Below are 15,937 nucleotides of genomic sequence, written 5' to 3' on the forward strand. Positions count from 1 at the left end.
CTGGGCCGAAGGGGCAATACCTGCCATGCACCGTTTCCCGGTTTGGCGTAAGAAGGTTCAGCGCGTCTCGCCGGACAGCACGGTGAAGGCCTTGTGCTTCAGCTCCGCAAGATCCATCACCGGCACGGCCATTTCCTTCGCCAGCTCATCCCACTGGCGCATCCGCAGACTGACGGCGCACAACGGATCCTGCTCGAACGCCTCGGCCTCGGCCTCGGTCATCACTCCGCCCTGATAGTCCAGGGTGCGGCGGCTGGCTTCGCTCAACCGTGCGAAATAGCCTGGCTCCCGGAGCGTCAGATAACGCTTGGCCTGGACGTGATACTCCACCAGCCGCGCCATGCGTTCACTGAATCCGGCCTCACGCAAATAGTCCGCGCCGAGGCGTTCGTGGCTGACCACGCCGTAACCGCCCATGTTTTCCGCGCCTTCGGCACACAAGTGGCCGATGTCGTGGAAGAACGCGGCGAGCACCACTTCGTCGTCAAAGCCTTCGGCGATGGCCAGTTGTGCTGCCTGGGACATGTGCTCGATCTGCGACACCGGTTCGCCAATGTAGTCGCTGGCGCCGAAGCGCTCATAGAGGCCGAACACCCGGTCGATGACTTGCTCATGACTCAACATCAGTGCTCTCCAAAAAGCTGTGCAACATTGCGCTCGGCCATGGCCGGGCCGACGCTCATGCCGACGCCGCTGTGCATCAACGCCACACTCAGCCCCGGCGCCGGACGCAGAAACGAAAACGGCCCCGGCCCCCGGGAACCATAGACACCCTGCCAGCGCTCGACCACTTGCACCTTGCAACCGAGGGTGTGCTCGGCCAGTTCGAGCATCCAGTCATCGACCTGCTCGGCGTTGAACGGCGATGGATCGCTGCCGTAATGGTGCGAGTCGCCAATGATCAGTTCGCCATACGGCGTCGGGCTGATCAGCAGGTGAATGCCGTTTTCCTGCAAGTGCGGTTGCTCGCGCAGGATTTGCGCCTGCACTGCGGCCGCTTCCGGCAAGTCAGCGAAGGCGCCGTAGTGCACGCAGCTGAGACCGGTGAGCAAGGCGTGTTGCAAGTTCAGGTCGATCTGCGGCCGGGCGCGGAGCATTTGCAGGCGGCAGATTTGCGGGTCGAGGGCAGCAATCGGCTCGGCCAGCAGGGTCTGATAATCGTGACCGGAACAGACGATGATCTGCTTGGCGGAGAATGTGCCGGCAGTACTTTGCAGGCGCCCAGGCTCGACGTCGCGCACCAGCGTCGAGAAGTGAAACTCGACGTCGAGTTCGCGACGCAGGTATTCAATCAGCGCCGGAATCGCTTCCCGGGAATACAGCTGTTGATCGTCCATCCCGTGCAGCGCGGCGCGGTGATGGCTGAACTGGCCGCCGTACAGATCGCGCAGCGCGGCACCGCGCAGCAGTTCGACGCGGTAGTCGTGCTCCACGGCGCGCCCTGCGCAGAAGGCTTCGAGCAAGTGCTCTTCGGCCTCGGTGCGGGCGAACAGGTACGAGCCGTTGCGCTTGAGTTGCAGGCCGGCGAGCTGCGCCCACTGGCCCCAGATGTCGCGGCTGGCCTTGGCCAGTTCAAGCATCGGACCCGGTGGCTGACCGGTGACCAGTGCCTGGCCGAAGTTGCGTACCGACGCGCCGAGTGGCGTGGCGGTGCGTTCGAAAACCGTGACCTTGAGACCGCGCCGGGCGGCGGCATAGGCGTGGGACAGGCCCAGGATGCCGGCGCCGACGATCAGCAAGTCTTTGTGTTGTGTCATGGAGATTTTCCCTTAATGGGAGACCGCCTTCGCGAGCAAGCCCGCTCCCACAGGGATTTACGTTGTGAATGCGATCCAGTGTGGGAGCGGGCTTGCTCGCGAAGAGGCCCTGTCAGTCGATGAAGACCTTACTTGGCAGCGACTTTCTCGGACTTGCCGTCATAGCGCTTGCGCCATTCGGTCAGGATCTCGTCGCGGTTCTTCGAGGCCCAAGCGAAGTCGTTCTTGATCAGGCGTTGCTCGTAGTCGGCCGGCAGCTCGGTCTGCGGCTTGGCGATGCCCGGCTGGGCGAGGACGGCGAAGTTTTCCTTGTACAGATCCATCGCCGGGGCGCTGGCGGAGAAGTCGGCCAGTTTCTTCGCGGCTTCTTCATGCGGCGTGCCTTTGATCACGGCAGTCGCTTCGATTTCCCAGCCCAAGCCTTCCTTCGGCAGGATGATGTCCAGCGGTGCACCCTGGCGCTTGAGCTGAACGGCCGGGTATTCGAAGGAAATGCCGATCGGGAATTCGCCCGCCGCCGCCAGTTTGCAAGGCTTGGAACCGGAGTGAACGTACTGGCCGATGTTCTGGTGCAGGCCGTCCATGTAGGCCCAGCCCTGTTTCTCGCCGAAGGTTTGCAGCCAGGCGCTGACGTCGAGGAAACCGGTGCCGGACGAAGCCGGGTTCGGCATCACGATCTTGCCTTTGTACTCAGGCTTGGTCAGGTCCTGCCAGCTCACCGGTTTGGTCAGGCCCTGCTTTTCGGCTTCGACGGTGTTGAAGCAAATCGTCGCGGCCCAGACGTCCATGCCGACCCAGGCTGGCGGGTTGGCGGCGTCGCGGTAGTTCGCGCCGATCTTGCCCAGATCCTTCGGTGCATAGCTTTGCAGCATGCCCTGTTGATCGAGAATCGCCAGGCTCGACGCCGCTAGGCCCCAGACCGCGTCAGCCTGCGGGCGATCCTTTTCGGCCAGCAGTTTGGCGGTGATGATCCCGGTGGAATCGCGCACCCACTTGATCTCGACGTCCGGGTTGGCCTTTTCGAAGGCCTCTTTGTAGGACTTCAACTGCTCGGCTTCGAGGGCGGTGTACACCGTCAACTCGGTTTTTGCCGCGAAGGCATTCAGGCTGAAAGTCGCGAGCACAGCAGCGGCCAGGGCCATAGGCTTGAACATGATCGTTTTCCTGTCTTTTGAGTTGAGGGGGAGTTGAACGGGATGGAATCAGTGGCCCGGCGCCGTTTGCCGCCAGGCCTGGGAACGGCGCAGCAAGCCGCGCGAAGCCCACGCCAGCAGCAAGGACACGCCCGCCGAGGTGAACAGAATCAGGGTCGACATCGCCGCCGCGCCGCCGACGTTGCCGGCGTCATCCATGTTCAACACCGCCACCGCCGCAAGGATGGTGTCGGGGCTGTAGAGGAAAATAGCGGCGGACACGGTGGTCATGGCCGAGACGAACAGATAGCGCACGATGTCCAGCAGCGCCGGCAGGCAGATCGGCACGGTGACCCGCAGGTAATGCCGGTACAGCGGCGCCTTGAGCGACAGCGCGGCGGCTTCGAATTCGGCGTCGAGCTGACGCAGCGCGGTGGTGGCAGTCATCTGCGCAGTGGTCAAATAGTGAGCAATGGTGCAGACGATCAGCAGGGTCATGGTTCCGTACAACACGTGCAGCGGGTTGCCGGTCAGGTTGAAAAAGAAGACGTAACCCAGACCGAGCACCAGCCCCGGCACCGCCATCGGTACGAAACTGAGCATGCGCAGTGTCAGATTGAGTCCGCGCTGGTTGCGGGTCTTTTCCATCAGATAGGCGCCGGTGAAGATCAGCATGCTGCCGATCAACGCCGTGCCCAGCGCCATCTTCAAACTGTTGCCGTAGGCCAGCCAGCCACCGCCAGCGGTCTCGTTGAACTGATAGTGGTTGAGCGACAGCGACAGGTTGTACGGCCAGAACTTCACCAGCGACGAGAACACCGCCATGCCGAACACCAGCAGCAACGCGGCGCTGATCAGCAGGACCACGCTGAGATAAAAGGCATCGCGCTTCTTCGACGGTGCCGGTTTGAACACCTGGGCGCGGCCGCTCATGGAATCACCGTGACGCCGACGCAGCCAGGCATCGACGCCGAAGCTGAACAGTGCCGGCAGCAACAGAACCATGCCAATCAGCGCGCCGCGCCCGAATTGCTGCTGGCCGACCACCGCTTTGTAGGCTTCCAGCGCCAGCACCTGATAGTCGCCACCGACCACCACCGGCACACCGAAGTCGGTGATGGTCAGGGTGAACACCAGACAGAACGCGGCGAACACAGCCTGACGGGTCGCGGGCCAGGTGATGCTGCGGAAGGCTTTCGCCGGACTGGCGCCCATGCTCGACGCAGCGTCGAACAATCGCGCATCCGCCAGCGACAGGGCTGACAGCAAAATCATCAAGGCGTGTGGGAAGGTGTAGATCACCTCGCCCAGAACAATCCCCCAGAAACCGTAGATGTTGTCCGACAGCAGCCCGCGCAACAGGCCCTGATTGCCGAACAGGTAAACCAGCGCAATCCCCGGCAGCATCGACGGCGCCATCAGCGGCAGCAGGGAGATCCCGCGCCAGATGCCTTTTGCCGGAATCAACGTGCGTTGCAACGCGTAGGCAAACAGGTAAGCCAGCGGTACGACGATGGCCGCGACGCTGAGGGAAACTTTCAGGCTGTTACCGAGCAACCAGTGGAAATTGTCGCTGCTCACCAGCTCCTTGGCGGCGAGCCAGCCACCGCCCTGCCCGGCTTCGCTGCTGAAGCCGCGCCAGAAGATCGCCAGCAATGGCAACAGCACCGCCACACCGAGCAGCACCAGCAGCAGGAGTTTGCCGCCGAGGACGAAGATCCGGTCGCCGACCTCGGCCCCGGACATCTGCCGCGCCTGCTTTTGCGATAGCGGCAGTGCGAGGTTGCTGTTCATCAGGCAAACACCTGCAGGCTGCGTGGCGGCAAGGCAACCATGATCTGCTGGGCGCCGAGGCGCGGCATGGCTTCCGGTGCCAGTTCGGCGAGCAAGGCGTGACCGGGTAACTGATCGAGCTCGAAGCTCATGCGGCAGCGGTTGCCGAGGAAGGTGATCTCACGGACTTTGGCCGGGAACAGGTTTTCCTCGTGCACCAGCGGATTGACGTTGATCGCTTCCGGACGGCAGAACAGCCGGCCCGATGGGCTGTGGACGCTGCCGTCGGCCAGGCGCAGGTTCATCCCGCCGACCTTGGCGTGGCTGTCGCTGCTGCGCTGGAACGGCAGCCAGTTGCCCTGGCCGACAAACTCGGCCACGAACGGCGTGGCCGGGCGGTTGTAGATTTCCTGCGGGGTGGCGTACTGCTCGACCTTGCCGTTGTTCATCACGGCGATGCGGTCGGCCATCAGCATCGCTTCGTCCTGATTGTGGGTGACCATCAGAGTGGTGATGCCAAGGTTGCGTTGCAGTTGGCGCAGCTCGGTGCACAGATGCTCGCGCACCCGGGCGTCGAGGGCCGACATCGGTTCGTCGAGCAACAACAGCGACGGTGCGGGGGCCAGGGCGCGGGCCAACGCCACCCGTTGCTGCTGGCCGCCGGACAACTGGCCGGGGTACTTTTTCTCACTGCCGGTGAGGCCGACCAGTTCCAGCATCTGACCGACGCGACGGCGCACTTCATCGCGACCGCTGCCGGCGAGGCCGTAGGCAATGTTCGCTTCGACGGTCAGATTGGGGAACAACGCGTAGGACTGGAACAGGATGCCGTAATCCCGAGCCTGGGGCGCGAGGTGGGAAACGTCGCGCTCGCCGAGGTACAACTCGCCGCTGTCCTGTTTCTCCAGACCGGCGATACAACGCAACAACGTGGTCTTGCCACAGCCCGACGGGCCGAGCAGGCACACCAGCTCACCGGCCGCGACATCGAGGGAGACGTTATCCAGCGCCGTGAAAGCGCCGAAACGCTTCTGCACGCCGCGCACTTTCATCGGTGCGCCGGGATTGGTCAGGGCAGTTGCGATTGCAGGGTTCATGGACAGGCCTCATCAAGCAGATGAGACGAATCCTAGAGTTGTAATGCGTCGGTCATATGGCAACAAGGCAAAATCGACCGATAGTGGTATTCAGGGATTTTGGTTCACCGCGGATCGCGGATCGTTCCCACGCTCTGCGTGGGAATGCAGCCCGGGACGCTCCGCGTCCCAAGAGCGGACGCAGAGCGTCCAATGAGGCATTCCCACGCAGAGCGTGGGAACGATCATTACGATCAAGCCGGGGACATTTCCTGCGCCAGGCCGAGAAACGCGGCCGGCAAGCGAGCGTTCTTGCGTTCCTTGAGGCAGTAAAGGTATTCGGGAATCTGCGGCGCATTTTCGAGGGTCAGCACCCTTAACTGCGGATCGTGCGGCACTTCCTGGCGGGCGATGATGCTGATGCCGATGTTGCGCAGCACCGCTTCGCGGATCGATTCGCGGCTGCCGATCTCCAGCAACGGGCCAAAACTGACGCCGGCGCTGGCCAGCAACTCTTCGGTCAGGCGACGGGTGGTCGAGCCGGATTCGCGCATCAGCAAGGTATGCCCGGCCAGCGCGCTCAGCGTCACATGCTCGTGCGCCGCCAGCGGATGATTGCGATGCACCGCCAGCACCAGCGGGTCGCTGCCGAGCACCCGGCGTATCAGCCGTGCATCGTCGAGCAACTGCGACGACGCCGCGACATCCACCCGGTAATCCTCCAGCGCTTCGAGCACCTGCTGCGAGTTGCCGATTTCCACCGACACCTCCACCTGCGGCAGGCGCTCGCGGAAAGTCTTCACCAGGTCGAGGATGTAATACGGCGCGGTGGCGGCAATGCGCAGCGTGCCCTGGACCTGGCCGCTGTTGCGCAGGAAGAATTCGATATCGGCTTCCTGCTGCAACAGCGCCTTGACCATCGGCAACAGCCGCGCGCCTTCGTCGCTGACGCTCAGACGCCGGCCGCCACGGTAGAACAGCTCAACCGAGTACTGGCTTTCCAGATTGCGGATCTGGGTGGTCACGGTCGGTTGACTGAGGCCGAGCTTTTTCGCCGCCAGCGTGATGCTGCCCAAACGGGCCACCATGTAAAACGCTTTCAGCTCGGCACTCAGCACAACCGTCCCTCTTCCTCTATTTGCGCAGCAGGCGCAAACCGTTGAACACCACCAGCAGGCTCACGCCCATGTCGGCAAACACCGCCATCCACATGGTGGCGAGCCCGGCGAAGGTTACCCCAAGAAAGATCGCTTTGATCACCAGCGCCAGCGCGATGTTCTGTTTGAGGATAGCGGCGGTATGGCGCGACAGGCTGATGAACGCCGGAATCTTGCGCAGATCATCGTCCATCAGGGCGACATCGGCGGTTTCGATCGCCGTGTCGGTGCCTGCCGCCGCCATCGCAAAACCGATCTCCGCCCGCGCCAGTGCAGGCGCGTCGTTGATACCGTCGCCGACCATGCCGACCCGATGGCCCTGCGCGTACAGGTCTTCGATGGCTTGCAGTTTATCGGTGGGCAGCAAGTCGCCCTTGGCCTGATCGATCCCGACCTGCGCCGCGATCGCCTGGGCGGTGTGGACGTTGTCGCCGGTGAGCATCAGGGTTTTCACGCCCAGTTCGTGCAGTTGGCGAATCGCTTCGCGGCTGGTTTCCTTGACCGTGTCGGCCACGGCGAACAATGCCAGCGGGCCGGAGCGGTCGAGCAGCAGCACCACGGACTTGCCCTGTTTCTCCAGCGCGAACAGTTTTTCTTCCAGTTGCGGCGAGCACAGCCCCAGTTCTTCAACCAATCGGTGGTTGCCCAAGTGGTAGACCTGACCATTGACCTCGCCTTTTACCCCACGGCCAGCCAGCGCTTCGAAGTTATCCACAAGCAGAGTCGCGAGACCTTTATCCACAGCCGCGTTGGCGATGGCCAGCGATACCGGGTGATCGGAGCGCCCGGCCAGCGCGGCGGCAATCGCCGGGGCCGTGGCGTCGGCAGTCGGGTCGAGGGACAGGAAATCGGTCTGCACCGGTTTGCCGTGGGTGAGGGTGCCGGTCTTGTCGAGGGCCAGATAGTCGAGTTTGAAACCGCCCTCCAGGTACACGCCGCCCTTGACCAGAATGCCTTTGCGCGCCGCTGCGGCGAGGCCACTGACGATGGTCACCGGGGTGGAAATCACCAATGCGCACGGGCACGCGACGACCAGCAGCACCAGCGCGCGGTAGATCCAGTCGAACCACGCGGCGCCCATGAACAGCGGCGGGATGATCGCCACGGCCAGCGCCAGGACAAAGACCACCGGTGTGTAGATTTTCGAGAATTGATCGACGAAGCGCTGGGTCGGCGCCCGCGCGCCTTGCGCCTGTTCCACGGCGTGGATGATCCGCGCCAGAGTGGAATTGTTGGCTGCGGCTGTCACTGCGTATTCCAGCGAACCGGCCTGGTTGATGGTGCCCGCAAAGACTTTGTCGCCGACGGTTTTCTCCACCGGCAGGCTTTCACCGGTGATCGGCGCCTGATCGATGGTCGAACTGCCACTCACGACTTCGCCGTCCAGCGCGATGCGCTCGCCGGGTTTCACCCGCACGCGGGCGCCGAGATCAATGCTTTTGACGTCCAGTTCGACCCAGTTGCCGTCCGCCTGCAACACAGTGGCTTGCTCCGGCGTCATCTGCATCAGGCCGCTGATGGCGTTGCGCGCACGATCCAGCGAGCGCGCTTCGATCAGCTCGGCCACGGTGAACAGGAACATCACCATCGCCGCTTCCGGCCATTGGCCGATCAACACGGCGCCGGTCACGGCGATGCTCATCAGGGCGTTGATGTTGAGGTTGCGGTTCTTCAGGGCGATCCAGCCCTTCTTGTAGGTGGTGAGGCCGCCGCTGAGGATCGAGATCAGCGCGATGATCGCTACGACCCAAGTCGGGGCGGCGTTGGTGAAGTGGATCACTTCAGCGGCCAGTGCGCCGACGCCGGACAGCGCCAGTGGCCACCAGTGTTTCTTCACCGGCGCTGGCGTTGGCGCTTCGACGCCCGCCTCCAGCGGCTCGGCCTGCATGCCGAGGGATTTGATCGCATCGATGATCGGCGCGGTGTCCGGCAGATTGTGGGTCACGCCGAGCACGCGGTTGATCAGGTTGAATTCCAGTTGCTGGATCCCGGCCAGTTTGCCGAGCTTGTTCTGGATCAGGGTCTGTTCGGTCGGGCAGTCCATCGCCTCGATGCGGAAGCTGCTCAGCCGGGCGTCGGCGCTTTTTGCCTCGCTCAGTTGAACAAGCGAAGGTGCGGCGACTTTCGACGAACAGCACGAGTCTTCACTCGAATGAGCCGGCGCAGGCGTAACGGTTTTCGACCCGCAGCAGGAATCGCCGCCGTGGGCATGTTTATGCACAGGCTGCAGTTTGTGACTGTGATCGTGCCCGTCGCCGGGCTTGTGGGTGTGCAGGGAATCGCTCATTGGTCGCGTCCATGAAGGTGCCTGTTGCCAAGTAAAGACCCTGTAGCCACTATAGGGTCAAGCACCCTTTTGGAGATTACCGTCATGAAGATCGGAGAACTGGCGAAACAGACCGATTGCGCCGTGGAAACCATCCGCTACTACGAGCGTGAAAACCTGCTGCCGGAACCGGCCCGCAGCGACGGCAACTACCGCGTCTACACCCAGGCCCACGCCGAGCGCCTGACCTTCATCCGCAACTGCCGCACCCTCGACATGACCCTCGAAGAAATCCGCAGCCTGCTCGCCTTGCGCGACAGCCCGCAGGATCAGTGCGAAAGCGTGAATGCGCTGATCGACGAGCACATCCAGCACGTCAAGGCGCGGATCGACGGGTTACTGGCATTGCAGACGCAACTGCTCGACCTGCGCCAGCGCTGTGGCGAAGGGCCGGAGGCGGATCAGTGCGGGATCCTGCAGCGGCTGGAGGTGAGTGGCGGGGTTGTGGCGGCGGAGGTTGAGCATTCACATGTGGGCCGCAGCCACGGCCACTGACAAAACCACAAAACATTGTGGGAGCTGGCTTGCCAGCGATAGCGGTTTTACAGACACATCAATGTTGGATGTGCTGCCGTCATCGCTGGCAAGCCAGCTCCCACAGGTTTAATGGCAGGCTGTCAGACCGCCATCGGCGCGGTCATCGGCGCATGGTGCTCGTAGCCTTCCAGCGAGAAGTCGCTCGGCTCTACCAGCTCCAGCCACTCCGGCTGATAAACACCGGTCTTGGCAAACTCAGGCACGCGGTCCGAAATCTTCAGTTTCGGCATGGCGAACGGCTCGCGCTTGAGCTGTTCGTTGAGCATGTCCAGGTGGTTTTCGTAGACGTGGGCGTCACCGATGAAATAGGTGAACCAGCGCGGCGTGTAGCCGGTCAGGCGACCGATCAGGCTCAGCAGCGCGGCGCCTTCGGTGAGGTTGAACGGTGTGCCCAGGCCCAGGTCGTTGGAGCGGATGTAGAGGGTCAGAGAAATTTCCTTGGTCTCGACATTCGGGTGGAACTGGTACAGCAGATGGCACGGCGGCAAGGCCATTTCATCGAGCTGGGCGCAGTTCCAGCCGTGGAACAGGATGCGCCGGCTGCCCGGGTCCTTGATGATCGTGTCGACGCACTGGCGCACCTGATCGATGGCTTTGTAAAGCACCACATAGGCCTGGCCGTCTTCTTCGCCCTGGGCAATCTGCTTGTAGCCGTTGCTCAGGGTTTGCTCGATGGCCGCCGTGTTGCTCAGCGGGATCTGCTTGTACGCCGGCCATTTGCGCCATTGCACGCCGTAGATTTCGCCGAGGTCGTCTTCGCCCTGGCGGAACGGGTTGGCCAGCCACTGAGCGTTTTCGTTGGCGTTCTGATCCCAGACCTTGCAGCCCAGCGCACGGAATTCGGCGGCGTTGTTCACGCCACGCAGAAAGCCGCACATCTCGCCGATGGCCGATTTGAAGGCCATCTTGCGGGTGGTGATCGCCGGGAAACCTTCCTGCAGATCGAAGCGCAGCATGGCGCCCGGAAAGCTGATGGTGTTCACGCCGGTACGGTTGGCCTGTTTGGTGCCGTTGTTGATGACGTGCGACACCAGATCGAGATATTGCTTCATGAGTTACCTGTGTCCTTGAGCCCCGGCAAACGTCGCCGGGGTTCGAATATTTAAGCTGTCGGTGCAACCGGCGCCGCCGGGGCGCGGTGGTAGGCCAGCCAGATCAGGAACAGCCCGCCGATGATCATCGGTACGCAGAGCACCTGACCCATGGTCAGCCAGTTCCAGGCCAGATAGCCCAGTTGCGCGTCCGGCACGCGGACGAATTCGACGATGAAACGGAAGATGCCATAGAACAGTGCGAACATGCCCGAGACCGCCATGGTTGGTCGCGGTTTACGCGAGAACAACCAGAGGATCAGGAACAGCGCCACGCCTTCCAGTGCGAACTGATACAGCTGCGACGGGTGACGCGGCAGTTGCGCCGGGTCGCTGAACGGCGGGAACACCATGGCCCACGGCACGTCGGTGGCCTTGCCCCACAGCTCGGCGTTGATGAAGTTGCCGATACGCCCGGCGCCCAGGCCGATCGGCACCATCGGCGCGACGAAGTCCATCAGCTGGAAGAACGACTTGCCGTTACGCTTGCCGAACCACAGTGCGGCCAGCATCACGCCGATGAAACCGCCGTGGAACGACATGCCGCCCTTCCACACTTCGAAAATCAGTGTCGGGTTGGCCAGGTAAGCGCTCAGGTCATAGAACAGCACATAACCCAGACGCCCGCCGACAATCACCCCCATCGACAGCCAGAACACCAGGTCGGACAGTTTTTCCTTGGTCCAGGTCGGGTCGAAACGGTTGAGCCGGCGCGATGCCAGCAGCCACGCGCCGCCGATGCCGACCAGGTACATCAGGCCGTACCAGTGGATTTTCAGCGGACCGATGGCCAAAGCCACCGGATCGATCTGCGGGTAAGGCAGCATTGCGATTCCTCGTTAGCGTTCAAATCTTCAAAAATTCCCGGGCGACGCTGTCACCTCAGGATTAAGCCAGGATTGCGACCTGCCAAAACAGACGGCTCAGAACAGAAAGCTCAGGCCCACGCAAAACAGCAAAGCCGCGAACAGCCGTTTCAGCAACTTCGGCGACAACCTGTGCGCCAGCCGCGCGCCGAGACGGGCGAACACCATGCTGGTCAGGGCAATGCCCAAAAGCGCCGGCAAATACACAAAACCGAGACTATGGGCCGGCAGCAACGGATCATGCCAGCCCAGAATCATGAAACTTATGGCACTGGCGACGGCGATCGGCAGGCCACAGGCCGACGAGGTCGCCACCGCCTGCTGCATCGGCACGCTGCGCCATGTCAGGAACGGCACGGTCAGCGAGCCGCCGCCAATCCCGAAAATCGCCGATGCCCAGCCGATCACACTGCCGGCCACGGTCAGACCGAGTTTGCCCGGCACCGTTCGGCTGGCCTTGGGTTTGACGTCCAGCGCCAGCTGCGCGGCGATTATCAGGGCGAACACACCGATGATCTTTTGCAGGTTCGGGCCGGAGATCGCTTCGGCGGTCAGCGCTCCGAAACCCGCGCCGAGCAGAATGCCAACGGTCATCCACTTGAAGATCGGCCAGCGCACCGCACCGCGCCGGTGATGCTCACGCACGGCGTTGACCGAGGTGAAGATGATCGTCGCCAGGGACGTGCCGACCGCCAGATGGGTCAGGATCGACGGATCGAAGCCCTGCAAGGTGAAACTGAACACCAGCACCGGGACGATGATGATCCCGCCGCCCACCCCGAACAGCCCGGCCAGTACGCCCGCACAGGCGCCCAGCGCCAGATAGAGCAGAAATTCCATGGCTGCCTCCCAAGGCGCGTCCCCAAAACCGGAGCGGCATGGTAACGGATGGATACCCTTCGGCTCCACTGGCGATGGATGCACGGACGATGTCTGCGTAGAGTGGGCAAAAAACACACAAGGACCACCTTATGTGCCTGATCGTTTTCGCCTGGCGGCCGGGGCATGCCCAGCCGCTGATCGTCGCGGCCAACCGTGACGAGTTCTACGCCCGGCCCAGCCTGCCGCTGGCCCAGTGGCCCGAATCGCCGCAGGTTCACGCCGGTCGCGATCTCGAGGCTGGGGGAACCTGGCTCGGCCTGGGCGCCAACGGTCGCTTCGCGGCGCTGACCAACATACGCGATCCACATCAGCCGCCGGCGCGACGTTCTCGGGGCGAGCTGGTGGCGGGATTTCTGACCGGAAACCTGTCGATCGATGACTATTTGTCCGACGTTGTCGCCCGTTCCCCGGACTATGCCGGCTTCAACCTGCTGCTGGGCAATGCCAACGAGCTGTGGCACTTCAATGCGCGGTCTTCGGAACCGGTGATGTTGCAGCCCGGCGTCTATGGCCTGTCCAACGCCGGGCTGGATACGCCGTGGCCGAAACTGCTCAAGGCCAAGGCGGCATTGAGTGCGGTGCTGGATGATCCGCAGCCCGAGCGGTTGTTGGCTTTATTGAGTGATGCGCAAACGGCACCGTTTGCTGATCTACCGGATACCGGTGTGGGATTGGCGACCGAGTCGTTGTTGTCGAGTGTGTTTATTGCCAGCCAGAGCTATGGGACGCGGGCGAGTACGGCGTTGATTGTGCAGGCGGACGGGACGCGGCGGATGGTGGAGCGCAGTTTCGGGCCGTATGGCGGGCATTTGGGGGAAGTTGAGATTTACCTTTAGAAGCAAGCCCTCATCGGAACGCCGCCCGCCCAGCCCTCTCCCGGAGGGAGAGGGAGCCGACCGAGTTGTTCTTTCGAGGTACATCGACCTGATCTATTGAGTCGAACTCAGGTTTTGAACAGCGTGGAGATCTGCTCCCTTTCCCCCTCTCCCCTTTGGGGAGAGGGTTGGGGTGAGGGGTGGCTTTTGAATACGCCAATGATTCAGAGGGGTTTTACAGCCGCCGGGTTGACCATCTTCGCCAACCCGAGGTTCTTCAGCGCCAGTTGCAGCGAGCTGTGGATCACCTGCGGGTTGTCGATGGTCATCAGTTCCGCCAGCAGATCCTTGGCCTTGCTCAGGTTGATCTGACGCAGCATCCACTTCACCTTCGGCAGGTTAGTGGCGTTCATCGACAGGCTGTCGAAACCCATCGCCATCAACAGCACCGCGGCCGCCGGGTCACCGGCCATCTCGCCGCAGATGCTCACCGGCTTGCCTTCGGCATGGGCGTCGCGCACCACGGTTTGCAGGGCTTGCAGCACCGCCGGGTGCAGGTAGTCGTAGAGATCGGCCACCCGCGGGTTGTTGCGGTCCACCGCCAGCAGGTACTGGGTCAGGTCGTTGGAGCCGACCGACAGGAAGTCCACCATCCGCGCCAGCTCTTTGGTCTGGTAAACCGCCGCAGGAATTTCGATCATCACGCCCACCGGCGGCATCGGCACGTCGGTGCCTTCGTCGCGCACTTCGCCCCAGGCCCGGTGGATCAGGTGCAGCGCCTCTTCGAGCTCGTGGATGCCGGAGATCATCGGCAGCAGGATCCGCAGGTTGTTCAGGCCTTCACTGGCTTTGAGCATCGCGCGGGTCTGCACCAGGAAGATTTCCGGGTGGTCGAGGGTGACGCGGATCCCGCGCCAGCCGAGGAACGGGTTGTCTTCCTTGATCGGGAAGTACGACAGCGACTTGTCGCCGCCGATGTCCAGACTGCGCATGGTCACCGGTTGCGGATGGAACGCGGCAAGCTGCTCGCGGTAGATCGCCAGTTGTTCCTTCTCGCTCGGGAAGCGCTGGTTGATCATGAACGGCACTTCGGTGCGGTACAGACCGACGCCTTCGGCGCCGCGCTTCTGCGCCCGCGCCACGTCCGCCAGCAGGCCGGTGTTGACCCACAGCGGCATGCGGTGACCGTCGAGGGTCACGCACGGCAGGTCGCGCAGGGTATCGAGCCCCAGCGCCAGTTGCTTCTCTTCCTCCACCACCTCGGTGAACTGCTTGCGCAGCACTTCGCTGGGGTTGGTGTAAACCTCGCCCCGTGTGCCGTCGACGATCATTTCGATGCCGTCGACCTTGGCGTACGGCAGATCGACCAGACCCATTACTGTCGGGATGCCCATGGCCCGGGCAAGGATCGCGACGTGGGAGTTGCCCGAACCGAGTACCGACACCAGACCGACCAGCGTGCCTTCCGGCACCTCGCCGAGCATCGCCGGCGTCAGTTCTTCGCTGACCAGAATGGTTTTTTCCGGGTAGACCAGATTCTGCTGACGCTCCTCCTGCAAATAGGCGAGCAGCCGGCGGCCGAGGTCCTTGACGTCCGACGCCCGCTCCCGCAGGTACTCGTCGTCCATCAGATCGAAACGGTTGACGTGGTCGGTCACGACCTGGCGCAGTGCGCCCTGGGCCCACTGCCCGGTCTTGATCACGTTGGTGATTTCGCTGCCCAGCGAGGCATCGTCGAGCATCATTAGGTAGACGTCGAACAGCGCGCGCTCCTCCGGCCGCAACTGGGTCGCCAGTTTGGCCGACAACGCACGCATGTCGGCGCGCACGCCTTCGATGGCGGTCTTGAACAGCGCCAGTTCCGCGTCGATGTCGGTGATGGTCTTGTCCGGCACCACGTCCAGATCCGCCGGTGGCAGCATGACCACCGCGGTACCGACCGCCGCACCCGGCGAACCCGGCACGCCGACGAACTTGGCTTCCTGGATGCCCTTGCCCTGACGGCCCAGACCACGGATCGAGCCGGTGGCCTCGGCGTGGGCGATTACGCCCGCGAGCTGCGCGCTCATGGTCACGAGGAAGGCTTCTTCACCCTCATCGAACTGGCGGCGTTCTTTCTGCTGGATGACCAACACGCCGACGACGCGGCGGTGGTGAATGATCGGCGCCCCGAGGAACGAGGCGTAGCGCTCCTCGCCGGTCTCGGCGAAGTAGCGGTAGCGCGGGTGATCCGCGGCGTTTTCGAGGTTCAGGGGTTCTTCACGCGTGCCGACCAGGCCGACCAGACCTTCGTTGGGTGCCATGCTGACCTTGCCGATCGAGCGCTTGTTCAAGCCCTCGGTGGCCATCAGCACGAAGCGGTTGGTCTCTGGATCAAGCAGGTAGACCGAGCAGACCTGGCTGCCCATGGCCTCTTTGACGCGCAACACAATAATCCCCAACGCCGCCTTGAGATCCTTGGCGGAGTTAACTTCCTGGACGATCTTGCGCAGCGTATTGAGCATGGCTCGGGGTCGAACTCCGT

The 15,937-nt window shown here is 62.9% G+C and carries 13 protein-coding genes; 2 read left to right on the forward strand and 11 right to left on the reverse strand.

Going from position 1 to position 15,937, the window contains the following annotated elements:
• Positions 1-57: 57 nt before the first annotated feature.
• The 7 genes from CAF76_RS04955 to CAF76_RS04985 form a co-directional block, all read right to left on the reverse strand.
• A complete protein-coding gene (locus CAF76_RS04955; RefSeq protein WP_085646993.1) occupies positions 58-624 on the reverse strand; it encodes a phosphonate degradation HD-domain oxygenase in 567 nt (188 codons plus the stop codon).
• Positions 624-1,757 carry a TIGR03364 family FAD-dependent oxidoreductase gene (locus CAF76_RS04960; RefSeq protein WP_085646994.1) on the reverse strand — a complete coding sequence of 378 codons (1,134 nt, stop codon included), beginning with the start codon at positions 1,755-1,757 and terminating at the stop codon, positions 624-626. Before CAF76_RS04960 ends, CAF76_RS04955 begins: the two co-directional genes overlap by 1 nt.
• A 128-nt stretch (positions 1,758-1,885) precedes the next feature.
• Positions 1,886-2,911 carry a putative 2-aminoethylphosphonate ABC transporter substrate-binding protein gene (locus tag CAF76_RS04965; RefSeq protein ID WP_064600170.1) on the reverse strand — a complete coding sequence of 342 codons (1,026 nt, stop codon included), beginning with the start codon at positions 2,909-2,911 and terminating at the stop codon, positions 1,886-1,888.
• 48 nt (positions 2,912-2,959) lie between these two features.
• Positions 2,960-4,684, reverse strand: coding sequence for a putative 2-aminoethylphosphonate ABC transporter permease subunit (locus CAF76_RS04970; protein ID WP_085646995.1), 1,725 nt, complete (start codon positions 4,682-4,684; stop codon positions 2,960-2,962).
• Entirely contained in the window at positions 4,684-5,760 is a 1,077-nt protein-coding gene (locus tag CAF76_RS04975) for a putative 2-aminoethylphosphonate ABC transporter ATP-binding protein (RefSeq protein ID WP_007953451.1), read from the reverse strand. The genes CAF76_RS04970 and CAF76_RS04975 overlap by 1 nt, the downstream gene beginning before the upstream one ends.
• Positions 5,761-5,993: 233 nt before the next feature.
• A complete protein-coding gene (locus tag CAF76_RS04980) occupies positions 5,994-6,857 on the reverse strand; it encodes a LysR family transcriptional regulator (RefSeq protein WP_085646996.1) in 864 nt (287 codons plus the stop codon).
• A gap of 16 nt (positions 6,858-6,873) precedes the next feature.
• On the reverse strand, positions 6,874-9,183 hold the full coding sequence (locus tag CAF76_RS04985; RefSeq protein ID WP_085646997.1) for a heavy metal translocating P-type ATPase: 2,310 nt from the start codon (positions 9,181-9,183) through the stop codon (positions 6,874-6,876).
• Positions 9,184-9,267: 84 nt separating this feature from the next.
• Between CAF76_RS04985 and cadR the strand changes: the two genes are divergently transcribed.
• Positions 9,268-9,717 carry a Cd(II)/Pb(II)-responsive transcriptional regulator gene (gene cadR, locus CAF76_RS04990; RefSeq protein WP_007953454.1) on the forward strand — a complete coding sequence of 150 codons (450 nt, stop codon included), beginning with the start codon at positions 9,268-9,270 and terminating at the stop codon, positions 9,715-9,717.
• Positions 9,718-9,839: 122 nt separating this feature from the next.
• On the opposite strand, the gene CAF76_RS04995 is transcribed toward cadR, so the two are convergent.
• The 3 genes from CAF76_RS04995 to CAF76_RS05005 form a co-directional block, all read right to left on the reverse strand.
• Positions 9,840-10,811: a thymidylate synthase gene (locus CAF76_RS04995; RefSeq protein WP_011336420.1), complete on the reverse strand. Its 972-nt coding sequence runs from the start codon at positions 10,809-10,811 to the stop codon at positions 9,840-9,842.
• Between the two features lie 50 nt (positions 10,812-10,861).
• Positions 10,862-11,677, reverse strand: a complete 816-nt coding sequence (gene lgt, locus CAF76_RS05000; RefSeq protein WP_039767887.1) for a prolipoprotein diacylglyceryl transferase — start codon at positions 11,675-11,677, stop codon at positions 10,862-10,864.
• Between the two features lie 96 nt (positions 11,678-11,773).
• Positions 11,774-12,556, reverse strand: coding sequence for a sulfite exporter TauE/SafE family protein (locus tag CAF76_RS05005; RefSeq protein ID WP_085646998.1), 783 nt, complete (start codon positions 12,554-12,556; stop codon positions 11,774-11,776).
• A 131-nt stretch (positions 12,557-12,687) separates the two neighbouring features.
• On the opposite strand from CAF76_RS05005, the gene CAF76_RS05010 reads away from it, so the two are divergent.
• The gene (locus CAF76_RS05010) at positions 12,688-13,434 is read left to right on the forward strand and encodes an NRDE family protein (protein ID WP_085646999.1); all 747 of its coding nucleotides are present in this window, start codon (positions 12,688-12,690) and stop codon (positions 13,432-13,434) included.
• Positions 13,435-13,637: 203 nt separating this feature from the next.
• Here the strand turns inward: CAF76_RS05010 and ptsP are convergent, their stop codons facing one another.
• The gene (gene ptsP, locus CAF76_RS05015) at positions 13,638-15,917 is read right to left on the reverse strand and encodes a phosphoenolpyruvate--protein phosphotransferase (RefSeq protein WP_064600191.1); all 2,280 of its coding nucleotides are present in this window, start codon (positions 15,915-15,917) and stop codon (positions 13,638-13,640) included.
• Positions 15,918-15,937 lie beyond the last annotated feature (20 nt).

It is taken from the genome of Pseudomonas sp. B40(2017), assembly GCF_002112855.1.
Lineage (GTDB): Bacteria > Pseudomonadota > Gammaproteobacteria > Pseudomonadales > Pseudomonadaceae > Aquipseudomonas > Aquipseudomonas pharyngis.

What these genes read in the sequence shown, in the direction of transcription:
- CAF76_RS04955 (WP_085646993.1), bottom strand. Translation starts at nt 624, where the DNA reads ATGTTGAGTCATGAGCAAGTCATCGACCGGGTGTTCGGCCTCTATGAG.
- ptsP (WP_064600191.1), bottom strand. Translation starts at nt 15,917, where the DNA reads ATGCTCAATACGCTGCGCAAGATCGTCCAGGAAGTTAACTCCGCCAAG.
- CAF76_RS05010 (WP_085646999.1), top strand. Translation starts at nt 12,688, where the DNA reads ATGTGCCTGATCGTTTTCGCCTGGCGGCCGGGGCATGCCCAGCCGCTG.
- CAF76_RS04960 (WP_085646994.1), bottom strand. Translation starts at nt 1,757, where the DNA reads ATGACACAACACAAAGACTTGCTGATCGTCGGCGCCGGCATCCTGGGC.
- CAF76_RS04970 (WP_085646995.1), bottom strand. Translation starts at nt 4,684, where the DNA reads ATGAACAGCAACCTCGCACTGCCGCTATCGCAAAAGCAGGCGCGGCAG.
- CAF76_RS04965 (WP_064600170.1), bottom strand. Translation starts at nt 2,911, where the DNA reads ATGTTCAAGCCTATGGCCCTGGCCGCTGCTGTGCTCGCGACTTTCAGC.
- CAF76_RS04975 (WP_007953451.1), bottom strand. Translation starts at nt 5,760, where the DNA reads ATGAACCCTGCAATCGCAACTGCCCTGACCAATCCCGGCGCACCGATG.
- CAF76_RS04995 (WP_011336420.1), bottom strand. Translation starts at nt 10,811, where the DNA reads ATGAAGCAATATCTCGATCTGGTGTCGCACGTCATCAACAACGGCACC.
- lgt (WP_039767887.1), bottom strand. Translation starts at nt 11,677, where the DNA reads ATGCTGCCTTACCCGCAGATCGATCCGGTGGCTTTGGCCATCGGTCCG.
- CAF76_RS05005 (WP_085646998.1), bottom strand. Translation starts at nt 12,556, where the DNA reads ATGGAATTTCTGCTCTATCTGGCGCTGGGCGCCTGTGCGGGCGTACTG.
- CAF76_RS04985 (WP_085646997.1), bottom strand. Translation starts at nt 9,183, where the DNA reads ATGAGCGATTCCCTGCACACCCACAAGCCCGGCGACGGGCACGATCAC.
- cadR (WP_007953454.1), top strand. Translation starts at nt 9,268, where the DNA reads ATGAAGATCGGAGAACTGGCGAAACAGACCGATTGCGCCGTGGAAACC.